The 13,349-nt window shown below is 51.5% G+C and carries 7 protein-coding genes; all 7 read left to right on the top strand.

The window, feature by feature from the left end; genetic code table 11:
• The first annotated feature begins 269 nt into the window (after positions 1-269).
• Entirely contained in the window at positions 270-977 is a 708-nt protein-coding gene (locus tag FD28_RS03460; RefSeq protein ID WP_057732623.1) for a tRNA (adenine(22)-N(1))-methyltransferase, read from the top strand.
• Complete coding sequence (locus FD28_RS03455) at positions 964-1,770, top strand: Nif3-like dinuclear metal center hexameric protein (RefSeq protein ID WP_057732622.1); 807 nt, start codon at positions 964-966, stop codon at positions 1,768-1,770. The genes FD28_RS03460 and FD28_RS03455 overlap by 14 nt, the downstream gene beginning before the upstream one ends.
• Positions 1,771-1,825: 55 nt before the next feature.
• Complete coding sequence (gene pepT / locus FD28_RS03450) at positions 1,826-3,067, top strand: peptidase T (RefSeq protein WP_057732619.1); 1,242 nt, start codon at positions 1,826-1,828, stop codon at positions 3,065-3,067.
• A gap of 260 nt (positions 3,068-3,327) precedes the next feature.
• Entirely contained in the window at positions 3,328-5,949 is a 2,622-nt protein-coding gene (gene clpB / locus FD28_RS03445; RefSeq protein WP_057732617.1) for an ATP-dependent chaperone ClpB, read from the top strand.
• 267 nt (positions 5,950-6,216) lie between these two features.
• Complete coding sequence (gene dnaE / locus FD28_RS03440; RefSeq protein WP_057732615.1) at positions 6,217-9,564, top strand: DNA polymerase III subunit alpha; 3,348 nt, start codon at positions 6,217-6,219, stop codon at positions 9,562-9,564.
• A 95-nt stretch (positions 9,565-9,659) separates the two neighbouring features.
• The gene (locus FD28_RS03435; protein WP_057732613.1) at positions 9,660-10,376 is read left to right on the top strand and encodes a transaldolase; all 717 of its coding nucleotides are present in this window, start codon (positions 9,660-9,662) and stop codon (positions 10,374-10,376) included.
• A 1,086-nt stretch (positions 10,377-11,462) separates the two neighbouring features.
• Positions 11,463-13,220, top strand: coding sequence for a pyruvate kinase (pyk, locus tag FD28_RS03430; protein ID WP_057732611.1), 1,758 nt, complete (start codon positions 11,463-11,465; stop codon positions 13,218-13,220).
• The last annotated feature ends 129 nt before the right edge of the window (positions 13,221-13,349 follow it).

Genomic DNA, 13,349 nt, shown 5'->3' with positions numbered 1-13,349 from the left:
AGAGCACGTCCCATCAGTTGTTGGTGAGACGTGCTTTTGTGTCGGAATGAGGGGACTGAGGATAGGGATGGCCGGCACTTAAAAAGTAAACTGCTGAAAATTTCCTCTCTACTAGTACTAACGAAATTTTCAAGAAATTAGTCTCATCTTTTTCAAGAAGCTGGCAAGGTTCTTAACAACTGGTTATTTTATCGAAAGTACGGCTATTCAAGCGACGTGGACTAGCTTATACTTAGACTAATTAGGAATTTGGAAAGGAAGATTATTGAATGGATGCAGACCATTTATCGGTGCGCTTGGCCACCGTTGCTGATTACGTCCCAACTGGAAGTCGATTAGCGGATATTGGAACCGATCACGCCTATTTGCCAGTTAACCTTGCGAAACGTGGGAAGATCGTTGGCGGGGTCGCGGGTGAGGTCGTTAAGGGCCCGTTTGAAAATGCCCAACATGAAATCAAGAAGGAGGGCCTGGATGACCGGATTACGGCACGGTTGGCTAACGGCCTGCGTGCCATCGAGGCGAGCGACCACATTGACACGGTCGTGATTGCGGGGATGGGCGGTACGCTGATTGCCCAGATCCTGACACAAGACTTTGACCGACTAACGGGTGTGCAACGGCTCGTATTGCAACCCAACGTGGGAGAAAAGAACGTTCGTCAGTTCTTAATGACCCACGGCTTCCAACTGATTGCGGAGAAAATTGTGACTGAGGATGGTCACGACTATGAAATTCTAGTAGCAGACCGATCAGCGACTCCTCAGCAACTTAATGAAGAGGAATTGCGGTTTGGCCCTTATCTATTAGCAGAACACAACGCCATCTTTATTGCCAAATGGCAACGGGAACTGGCGCGGACCCAACAGGTTTTGGCTCAGGTTCAATCCGCCAAGGCAGTTCCTGCAACCAAGGTAGCGGCTCTTGAAACGGAAATCAAAGAAATTGAGGAGGTCTTGCAACGTGTTGGTGCGTGAGTTAGTTGAACGCTTCGAACAGTTTGCCCCGAAGACGTGGGCGGAGCCTGGTGATCCGGTGGGTCTCCAGTTAGGGAGTTTAGATGCTGATGTTCACAAGGTGCTAGTGACGTTGGATGTTCGCCCCGAGGTAGTGGATGAAGCCATTGCGGTGGGAGCCGACTTTATCTTTGCTCACCATCCCATGATGTTTCACCCGGCGAAGAACTTAGATCTGGCGGTGCCACAAAATCAGATGTATGCTACGCTCTTGCAGCACGGCATCACGGTCTACGGCGCGCATACCAACCTGGACAGTGCCCCCGGTGGGATGAATGACTGGTTGGCCGCGGCGTTGAATTTGCAAGATGTCGAGGGTTTGGTCCCCAGTAACGGGGTCACGGCGACGCCTAACATTACCATGGGGCGGATCGGCAATCTGGCAACATCAACGACGGTGCGGCAGTTTGCTGAGGATTGCAAGCGGATCTTCAAGGTGAAGGGGTTGCGATTGGTCAGTCATACCCCGGACGCGCCCGTGAAACGGGTTGCCGTCTTAGGCGGTAGCGGCGGGCCCTTTTATCAGACGGCTTTGGCCAAGGGTGCCGACGTGTATGTGACGGGTGATATCTCGTATCATCCCGGACATGACATGATTGCGGCTGGGCTAAACGTAGTCGATCCGGGTCACCATATCGAAAGCATCTGTAAGCCCCATTTGCAGGCGCTCTTCACCCAGTGGGCCACGGAAAATGAGTGGCCGATCACGGTAGTGGCTTCACGGTTAAATACCGACCCATTCACTTTTATTTAGCCATGAAAACGGGTACACTAAAAATGTAGTTAATTCAATTGAGGAGTGATTTATTTTGGCAAAGTATGAAAACCTGATTCCCCGGTTCTTGAAGTACGTCAAGATCAACACGCGTTCCGATCCAAACTCTGGTACGATTCCGTCAACCCCACGGCTGACAGAATTCGCCGAGGGCTTGGTGAAGGACCTTAAGGAAATCGGCCTGGACAATGTTCACATCAATAAGCAATGCGCTTATGTGTTTGCGACCTTACCAGCCAATACGGACAAGCAAGTTAAGAAGCTCGGCTTTATCTCTCACTTTGATACCGCCGACTTCAACAGCGAAAACATTAACCCCCAATTCGTGGAAAACTATGACGGCAAGTCTGTCATTAAGTTGGATGAAGCGGGCAAGTACACGCTGGACCCAGCCGTATTCCCTAACCTGAAGAACTATCAGGGCCACACGCTGATTACCACGGACGGCAGTACCTTGTTGGGTGCCGATGACAAGTCCGGGGTTGCTGAAATCATGGCAGCCGCCGAATACCTGTTGGCTCATCCTGAAATCAAGCATGGTGAAATTGAAATTGGCCTGGGCCCCGACGAAGAAATTGGGACGGGTGCCGACCACTTTGATGTTAAAGACTTTGGTGCCGATATTGCCTACACGGTCGATGGTGGCCCCTTAGGTCAATTGGAATATGAAACCTTTAACGCCGCCGATGCACAGGTTGAAATCACGGGGACCAACGTGCACCCGGCCGAAGCTAAGGACGTGATGGTCAACGCTTCGCAAGTGGCCATGGACTTCCACGCCGCTTTGCCAGAACATGACCGGCCAGAACATACCGAAGGGCGCGAAGGCTTCTTCCACCTTTACAGTATGAACGGGACGGTTGACAGTGCTCACCTGAGCTACATCATCCGAGATCATGACCGGCAGATTTTCGAAGACCGGAAGAAGCTCTTCCAAGGGGTCGCCGATCAATTGAACAAGGAATACGGTAGCGACCGCGTTCAAGTTACCATCAAGGATCAGTACTACAACATGCGTGAAGTTATCGAAAAGGACATGACGGTGGTTGATTTAGCCAAGGAAGCCTTGGAAGAATTGAACATCAAGCCACTGATCTTCCCTGTACGTGGGGGGACTGATGGGTCCAAGATCTCTTACTTGGGCTTACCAACGCCTAACCTGTTTGCCGGTGGCGAGAACATGCACGGTCGGTTCGAATACGTCTCCGAACAAACCATGGAACAAGCAACTGACGTGGTCATTAAGATTGCGGAACTTGCCGAACAACAGGCTTAAATTAATTAGTCAAAATTGGTCAAATTATTTTGAATTTTGGTCAAAATCAGTTAGAATATGAGTGAAAAATGGAGGTTAACCTAAGGGTTGCCTCTTTTTTGACCCCTGAGTTTTGCAAGTGTTGTGTCAGCTGGCTCGACTTATGAGCCAGGGTTAAACCCATAGGAATGATGCAGCGAACGGCAAATTCAGGCGATATGACGAAAACTGATTTGACTAAGCCCATAACTTTCAAAAAATGAAATCAAGGAGGACTCCATATGAATCCAGAAAAAATGACGGAAGCTTTAACCTCTGCACTAGGTGAAGCGCAACGAATTGCGATGACCCGGAAGCATCAGGCTGTGACCGTGGCCCATCTCTTTAAATATTTGATTCAACCGGGTGAACTCGGCCGGGAAATTCTGTCCGATGCCGGGGTTGATATTGCCGCTATGGATGGTGAACTTGACCGGGAACTGGACAGTATTAGTACCGTTTCCGGGAGCGGTGTGCAATACGGTCAGGAATTTTCTCGTAACCTGACGGATCTCCTGCAGAAGGCCGATGCGATTAAGGACAAGTATCACGATGACTTTTTGGCCATTGACACGGTGATGATCGCCCTCATGCAGCTGAATGGTGAGAGCCTGACGGATTATCTGAAGAGCCAGGGCATTACAGAGCAAATGGTGCGTAATGCCGTTGATAAGATTCGCAGCGGCGAACGGGTCACATCCAAGAATCAAGAGGACCAATACAAGGCCCTTGAGAAGTACGGGATCGATCTGGTCAAGGCCATGCGCAGTGGCAAGATCGATCCGATTATTGGGCGGGACGACGAGATTCTCTCGGTCATTCGTATCCTGTCGCGTAAGACCAAGAATAATCCGGTTTTGATTGGTGAGGCCGGTGTCGGGAAGACCGCCATCGTTGAAGGTTTAGCCCAGCGGATTGTGCGGGGGGATGTTCCTGACAATTTGAAGGACAAGACGATCTTCTCACTAGATATGGGGTCGTTAATTGCCGGTGCTAAATATCGGGGCGAGTTCGAGGAACGTCTTAAGGCTGTGCTCAAGGAAGTGACCAAGAGTGATGGTCAAATTATTATGTTCATTGACGAAATCCACAATATTGTGGGCGCAGGCAAGAGTGAAGGCAGCATGGATGCCGGTAACCTGTTGAAGCCCATGCTGGCCCGGGGTGAACTTCACTTGATTGGGGCCACCACGTTGGATGAATACCGCAAGTATTTGGAGCAAGACAAGGCGTTGGCGCGGCGGTTCCAACGCGTGGTGGTCAACGAACCCAGCATTGACGATACGGTGACGATTCTACGGGGCTTACGGGAACGGTTTGAGATCCATCACGGCGTTAAGATTCATGACAACGCCTTGATTGCGGCGGCCAAATTATCCGACCGTTACCTGACCGACCGGTTCTTGCCTGATAAGGCGATTGACCTAGTGGATGACGCCTCGGCCTCTATCCGGGTCGAAATGAACTCGGCACCGACCGAGCTGGATCAGGCCAGACGGCAAATGATGCGGATGCAGGTGGAACAGACGGCGCTGAAGCAGGAAACGGATGACGCTTCAAAGGCGCGTCTCAAGGAGTTGACCAAGGAGTTAGCCGATACCAAGGAAAAGGTCGACAAGTTAAGTGCCCGGTGGAACCAGGAAAAGTCGGCAATCAAGAGCGTGGGGGCCAAGAAGCTGGAACTGGACAAGGCCAAGCGAGACTTGGAAAATGCCGAATCCCAGTACGACCTGAACAAGGCCGCCGAGCTGCAACACGGGACCATTCCTCGCTTGGAACAAGAGTTGGCCGATCTAGAAAAGCAGGATCAGCAGCAGGATTGGCTGGTTTCTGAGTCCGTTACCGAGAATGAAATCGCCAACGTGGTAAGCCGAATGACCGGGATTCCCGTCACAAAACTGGTTCAAGGTGAACGTGAAAAACTCTTGAAACTGGCTGATCGTTTACACGACCGGGTCGTGGGCCAGGATCAAGCCGTGTCGGCGGTCGCCGATGCGGTCTTACGGTCACGTGCGGGTTTACAAGATCCGACCAAGCCACTCGGTTCCTTCCTGTTCCTAGGACCAACCGGGGTCGGGAAGACCGAATTAGCGAAGGCGCTGGCTGAAAACCTCTTCGATAGCGAGGATCACATGGTACGGATTGACATGAGTGAGTACATGGAAAAGGCTTCCGTTTCTCGACTTGTCGGTGCCGCTCCCGGCTACGTGGGTTACGAAGAAGGTGGCCAGCTGACCGAAGCGGTTCGGCGGAATCCGTATACCATTGTGCTCTTTGATGAGGTGGAAAAGGCCCATCCGGATGTCTTTAATCTGTTGCTGCAGGTCTTAGACGATGGTCGACTGACGGACAGTCAGGGACGGACCATTGACTTCAAGAATACGATCTTAATCATGACATCGAACTTGGGGTCCGAGCTGCTACTTCAAGGAACGGATGACCAGGGGCATATTTCACAGTCGGCCCAAGAACAGGTGGCCAAGCTCTTGCAGGCTCACTTCCGGCCGGAATTCTTGAACCGGATTGACGACACGATCATGTTCACGCCGCTGACGTTAGCCGATGTGCAACAGATCGTGGTCAAATTGATTGCGCACCTGGCAACGCGTCTGCACGAGCAGCAACTTGACCTGACCATTACGCCGGCTGCACAGGCCTGGATTGCCCAAAAGGGATACCTACCGGCTTATGGGGCACGGCCACTGCAACGGTTTATCACGACACACGTGGAGACGCCGTTGGCTCGGCAGTTGATTGCGGGTAACATCCCCGTTAACAGCCTGATTACCATTGATGTGGTTGATGATCAATTGACGTTCAGCCACGCGCTACAGGTCAAGACGGTTCCGACACCAGAGGGCTAACCATAGAAGGTCGCCGTAGCCGGAATAGCTGATAATCACAAGTAAAATAGAGACTAGCAAGTGAAACTGGTGGGATACGGCTCTTGGCCGCAATTCCGCCAGTTTTTTGTCGAAGAAATCGGCGGCAAACAAGGGAGAAGTTCTCCCCGTTTTTAGGCTAACGAACGAGCCCTAAATTGCCTAAAGAACATTTGTTCGGATTGACGAATTCCGGCATTTTTTCTGGTATAATAACGATAAATGATGGTGACGAAAGGAGTGGACAGGATGTTTGTCCCATTACAGGTCATGAGTACCTACAGCCTGCTACAGAGTACCAACCGAATTCCTGAGTTGGTTCAAACGGCTAAGGATCGGGGTTACACGACCCTGGCTTTGACGGATAAGAACGTCATGTATGGTGTCGTGGCCTTTTATAATGCCTGTCGTGCAGCGGGCATTAAACCGATACTGGGATTGACGCTGACAACCCAGGCGATTGGGGATGCAACGCAGCCGGCCGAGCTGGTCTTCCTGGCCCGTGACTTTACGGGATACCAGCAGCTGATGCAGTTGTCCACGGCCTATCAGGTGGCAGCGGCTCCCGTAGATTTGAGTCAGCAAACGGCTAATTTGACGCATCTTGACGTGATCGTGCCACTAAACAGTGAGGTTCATCAGCTACTGGAAATTGAAGATGTGCCGGCGGCCGTTCAGACCGTCCAACAGCTACAGCAGTGGGCCCCCGAACGTGTGGCGGTGGGCATTAGTCCGGATTTACCGACAACCAGTCAACACCAGTTAGCACAGCTACAAGAGGCAACACAGGCACCATTGGTGGGCCTCTCACCGGTCGAATACCTCGATCGTGAGGATCACTTCGCCGTGACCGTGTTGCGGGCAATCGATGCCGGTGCCGTGATTGAAGATCTGCCAGCGGCTCAGGCAACACTAGGGACACACTGGCTACGGCCGGCAGCGGAACAGGTGGAACGTTTTGAACATGCCGGATTAGCCGACGCGGTGACCGCCACGGCACAGTTAGCGGCGTCGTGTGACGTGACCCTGAAGTTTCGGCAGCCGCAGTTGCCACAATTTCCGACGCCTGATCAGCAGGCCTCCCAAGATTACCTGCGTCAGCTGTGTGTGGCTGGCTTACAGCGTCGTCTGACGGCGAATGGCATTACGGATAGCAAGCCCTATCAGCAGCGCTTAGAACGCGAGTTAGGGGTCATTCACCGGATGGGGTTTGACGATTACTTCTTGATTATCTGGGACGTGATGAACTTTGCACATCGGGCGCACATTCAGACGGGTCCGGGGCGGGGTTCCGCTGCCGGGTCGCTGGTGGCTTACGTGCTGGCGATTACGGAGGTGGACCCGCTCGCCTATAATCTCCTGTTCGAACGGTTCTTGAATGAAGAGCGGGCCCAGATGCCCGATATTGATCTGGATATCCCCGATGACAAACGCGAGCAGGTGCTGCAATACGTGCACGACAAATACGGCCATTCACGGGTAGCCCAGATCATCACCTTTGGGACGTTGGCGACTAAGGCCGCGCTGCGGGACGTGGGCCGCGTGTTGGGCATGGCCCCGTATCAGATGAGCGACTGGAGTGCGGCGGTGCCCAATCAACTGCACATCACGCTGGCGGCGGCCTACAAGCAGTCACAGAAACTGCGTAATTTGGTGGCCGACAGTTCCAAAAATAAATTGCTATATGACACGGCCTGCAAGCTTGAGGGCTTGCCTAGAAACTACTCAACCCATGCGGCCGGAATCGTCTTGAGTCAGGGCGCGCTAACGGATCTGGTGCCCTTGCAACCGGGGGCGGGATCACTCCTGATGACGCAGTACCCCAAGGATACGGTTGAAGCAGTCGGCCTGTTGAAGATGGATTTTTTGGGCCTGCGGAACCTCAGTATCTTAGCCAATGCCCTGGCACTCGTGAGAAAACAGACGGGACAAGCACTGGACATCAATGCCATTGATCTCAACGATACAGCGACCCTGAAACTCTTCGCCCAGGGGGAAACGAACGGGGTATTTCAATTTGAATCTTCCGGGATTAAGCGGGTGTTGCGTCAGTTGCGGCCCGATAGTTTTGAACTGGTGGCCGCGGTCAATGCCCTGTACCGGCCGGGACCAATGGAGAACATCGATACGTTTATCAAACGTAAAGAGGGCAAGGAGCAGGTCACCTATGCGGCCGCTGCCTTGAAGCCCATCCTGGGCCCCACCTATGGCGTCCTGGTCTACCAGGAACAGGTCATGCAGGTGGCCAGCACCATGGGGGGCTTCACACTGGGGGAAGCCGACCTGTTACGCCGGGCGATGAGTAAAAAGAAGAAGCAGACCATGGACGCCATGCAAAAGAAGTTTGTCAGCGGTGCCCAGCAACTGGGATACGCCGCAGAAACGGCCGAACAGGTCTTTGCTTACATGGATCGCTTTGCCAACTACGGCTTTAACCGGTCACATGCCGTGGCCTACAGCAAGCTGGCCTTTCAACTGGCCTACCTGAAGGCCCACTATCCGGGACCGTTCTATGCGGCCCTGCTGAACTCGGTGATTAACGTGCCGGTGAAGACCAAGCTCTACCTGACAGAAGCCAAGAGGCACGGGGTGACCATTTTGCCCCCCGACATTAACCAGTCCTCGGCGTACTTCAATCTGCGAGATCAGGCCATTATCTTTGGCCTGAGTTCAATCAAAGGGGTGCGGCGGGACTTCCTGCGCGAACTGTTGGCGGATCGGCACGAGCATGGCCCGTATCGCGATCTCCATCAGTTCCTGCAACGGATCGAGAGCAAGTATCGGAAGGCTGACCTATTGAATGCGTTGGTCTATGCCGGGGCGTTTGACCATTTTGGGTATAATCGCGCGGAACTGATCGCGGCGTTGCCGGAATTTCTGAGTACCGTGGAGCTGTCCGGGGATAACGTCGAATTATTTGCGGCGTTAGCGCCCAAGGTGGCCCATAAGCCGGACTTTGACCTGATGACAAAATTAACGCAGGAAGAAGCCGTGCTCGGCGCGTACTTGTCCGGGCACCCCGTCGCGCAGTTTCAGGCGTTGGCCGAGCGGCTGCATGCCGTGACCATCAGTGACCTGGCCGTGAATGGTCGGGTGACGGTGGTGGTTTACGTCACGAAGATCCGAACCATCCGAACCAAGCGCGGGGAACCCATGGCCTTTGTCACCGGGAGTGATGAGACCGCCGACGTTAGCATCACCATCTTCCCTAACCAATACCGAACCGTCAGTGACTGGCTAAAAACCGATCAGGTGATTGTGGTACGGGGGAAAGTGGAACAACAGCGGGGGCTTCAGATTGTGGCGGATCGCCTCGATCTGGCGGAAAACTTACAGCAAACGACCGCACCAACCGCTAAAAAGGGTGCGCGTTGGTTCATTCGGGTGGATGAGAATCATGACCAACGTCCAGTTGCTCAGCAGCTGGCCCAGCTATTGACGGCCAACGTGGGACCGGTACCGGTGATCGTTTATCAGCCCCAAAATGATCAGAAACGCTTGTTACCCAAGACCCAGTGGCTCCGTGCCGACCCGCAGTTGAAGGCGGCGTTGGAACGCTTGATGGGAACGGGAAACGTGGTTTATGAAAATGGATAGACCAATTTAGTTAAAAATACCTCTAGACTATTTATATCAAGTTCTGTATTATATATACCAATGAACGAGATATTCTACTCTGGAGGTATTTTTTAATGAAATTAAACGTTAAAGTTTATTCCGATGGTGCGCAATTAGCCGATATGAAGGCCGTGGCTGCTAAAGGCCTAGTCGAAGGATTTACGACGAATCCGAGCTTAATGAAGGCCGCGGGAATTACGGACTACCTGGCTTTTGCGAAGGAAGCCGTGGCAACGTTCCCGGACCAATCGATCAGTTTTGAAGTCTTCGGTAACACGCCGGAACGCATGCTGGCCGAAGCCAAGGTGTTGGCCGGCTTGGGTAAGCACGTGGCGGTTAAGGTACCAATCATTCGGGCGAGTGGGGATGATAACACCGCTGTGATCACGGCCCTCTCCGATGCTGGCGTGCAGGTCAACGTCACGGCAATTACCACCTTGCATGAAGTGAAGTTGGCCGTGGATGCCTTGAACCCTAAGACTGGGGGAATTGTTTCCGTCTTTGCTGGCCGGATTGCGGATACCGGGGTTGATCCGATGCCTATGATGAAGCAGTCAGCCGCACTGTGCCACGCGAAGGCCAATGTGGAATTGCTCTGGGCCAGCACGCGGGAATCTATTAACGTGGTTCAGGCCGACGAGACGGGCTGTGACATCATCACGGTGCCACCCAAGATCCTGAACAAGCTCGACAAATTCGGCAAGGATGCCTTTCAGGTGTCGGTTGATACGGTTAAGACCTTTGATCAGGACATCGCCGAACTGGGCTTCACGATTCCGGTTGAGGCTTAGACACGACCAGTTGCTTGGCAAAAGGTAAAAGACAAAATGTTTGTCTAGTCCCAGCACCGATAGGCATTTACGCCATTAAATTCGACTAAATTTGACGCACTCCGGCTGCCAGGGATTCCGCCTGCTGTGGGGACGCTTCAGACTGGAAAAGCACCAGTCTTCTCGCTCGCTTTGGAGCCACGAAGAACCCGTGTCTCCAAAGTCGTCCGTGCTGTAAACTGGCTAAAAAACGCCAGTTAACACCACATTCACGGATGGGGCCATCCCTGGCCTCCTCCGGCTCTGATTGTGGTTTATCACGAAAATAGTTGAAAAACGTTGGCAGCTAGTATTTTTGTTCCAATCAATAACGACTGCTGCAGTTATTACCGCAGTCGTCTAAGAACGCCGTGTAAGCCGAGAGGTCGGCAGATATGGGCTCAGGCGCGTCGTTCTTCTTAGCTGGTGGTATTCCAGCTTAGAAGAAGGCCAAGCTTGTAGACTCGGTTCTTTCGAGGCTTCAAGTTGTGCCCGCACCGTTCCAGTCCATATCTGCCGACCGGTAAGGCGAAGAAACCACTGGGGTGCCCAGTTTTAGGTCCGCTTTCGTTAGAACAGGCATTATCAGTATTTTAGGATTTTCAGTCTTTAGCTGGCTGAATAACACACCTTCGAGAATTGCCATCCGGTTAGAGGGGTGGCAATTTTTTATTGGAAAGCTGGGTCAAAAAGCGTTGGTTTGCCGATGAAAAATGCACATCAATTTTCGCCAGTCAAATGGGCTTATTTTTCAGGGGCCACCGTGAGCTTGAAAAATAGGTCCCACGGGAATCACCTTTTTTGGTCGGGCTAAATTATTTTTACAATAACTATTTAGTTATAAAACAACTAGTTTTGTGTGAGTTTTCAACGTTGTTAGGACGGGGAAAACGCTTACTTCGAGAAATTGTGCACAAAGTGCCGAAAAATCGGTAAACATAGCAGACATAGATTTTTAAAAGTGATAGAATAATTTTGGAATCAAATTTGAGCCGAAACTTTTGGCGTGCCAATTTTTAACGAGATTGGTCAACCGTTTCGGCCAATTCTAAAGGAGAGATTTTTCTAATGAAGAAAACCAAGATCGTAAGTACCCTTGGTCCTGCAAGTACTGACGTTGATACGATTGTTAAGTTAATCGAATCTGGCGCCAACATCTTCCGGTTCAACTTTTCACACGGTGACCATGAAGAACATTTAGACCGTTTGGAAAAGGTCCACAAGGCTGAAAAGATTACTGGTAAGACCGTTGGTATCATGTTAGATACTAAGGGTGCCGAAATTCGGACGACTGTTGAAAAGGGTGGCAAGCTTGACTTCCATACCGACGACGTATTCCGGATCTCCATGGATGCATCACTCGAAGGTACCAAGGACAAGATCGCTGTGACCTACCCTGGTTTATACGATGATGTCCACGAAGGCGGCCACGTCTTATTCGATGATGGTTTATTAGATACTGTCGTTGAATCAAAAGATGACGCAACTAAGGAATTAGTTGTTAAGGTTCAAAACGATGGTGTCTTAGGTTCCCGTAAGGGTGTTAACGCTCCTGGCGTTTCCATCAACTTACCAGGGATCACTGAAAAGGACTCCGATGACATTCGTTTTGGTTTGGACCACGAAATCAACTTCATCGCTGCTTCATTCGTTCGTAAGCCACAAGATGTCATGGACATCCGTGAACTCCTCGAAGAAAAGCACATGGAACACGTTCAAATCTTCCCTAAGATCGAATCCCAAGAAGGTATCAACAACTTTGATGACATCATCAAGGTTTCCGATGGTTTGATGGTTGCTCGTGGTGACATGGGTGTCGAAATTCCTACGGAAAACGTACCTTTGGTACAAAAAGCTTTGATCAAGAAGTGTAACATCTTAGGCAAGCCAGTTATCACTGCTACCCAAATGTTAGACTCCATGCAAGAAAACCCACGTCCTACGCGTGCCGAAGCTTCTGACGTTGCTAACGCCGTCTTTGATGGTACTGACGCAACCATGCTTTCTGGTGAAAGTGCTAACGGTGAATACCCTGTAGAATCCGTTGCAACTATGAACCGGATCGACATCAAGGCTGAAAATGCTTTGGCAGAATTTGGCCGTGACAACTTGGACTTCGATAACGGTGACGTTACTGAATCCATCGGTGCTTCCGTTGCCCGTGTTGCTAACGAATTGGGCGTTAAGACCATCGTTGCTGCTACGGAATCCGGCTACACTGCAAAGATGATTTCTAAGTACCGGCCAAATGCTGATATCTTAGCTGTTACCTTTGACGACCGCACTCGTCGTGGCTTGATGGTTAACTGGGGTGTTTACCCAATCGTTACCGAAAAGCCTGCTAACACTGACGCAATGTTTGATTTAGCTGCTGCCAAGGCCGTTGAAACTGGTTTGGCCAAGGAAGGCGACTTAATCTTAATCACTGCCGGTGTTCCCGTTGGCGAACGCGGCACGACTAACTTGATGAAGATCCAATTGATCGGTTCAAAGTTAGTTCAAGGCCAAGGTGTCGGTGATGACACGGTAATCGGCAAGGCCGTTATCGCAAACTCCGCTGCTGACGCAAATGCAAAGGTTGTTGAAGGTGGTATCTTGATTGCCAAGAACACCGACAAGGACTACTTGCCAGCCATCGAAAAGTCTAGCGCCGTTATCGTTGAAAACGGTGGGTTGACTTCTCATGCTGCTGTTGTTGGGATTTCCATGGGGATTCCTGTTATCGTTGGTGCTACTGGTGCCAGCGACAAGATCTCCGATGGCGAATTGATCACCGTTGACTCACGTCGCGGTATCGTTTACCACGGTGCTTCCAACGCGCTTTAATAAGAGATAAACCTGTTATGAAAAACGGACCCTCTGTCGGGGGTCCGTTTTTTGCTGTCCCGCGTTTCGGCACCATCAACATCGGCCAGGTTCCGACCACCCTGCTGTCGTTGTTAACGCTCACTAATG

It is taken from the genome of Levilactobacillus hammesii DSM 16381 (assembly GCF_001434395.1).
GTDB classification, from domain to species: Bacteria; Bacillota; Bacilli; order Lactobacillales; family Lactobacillaceae; genus Levilactobacillus; species Levilactobacillus hammesii.
This window is presented reverse-complemented; position numbering and strand designations above follow the sequence as displayed.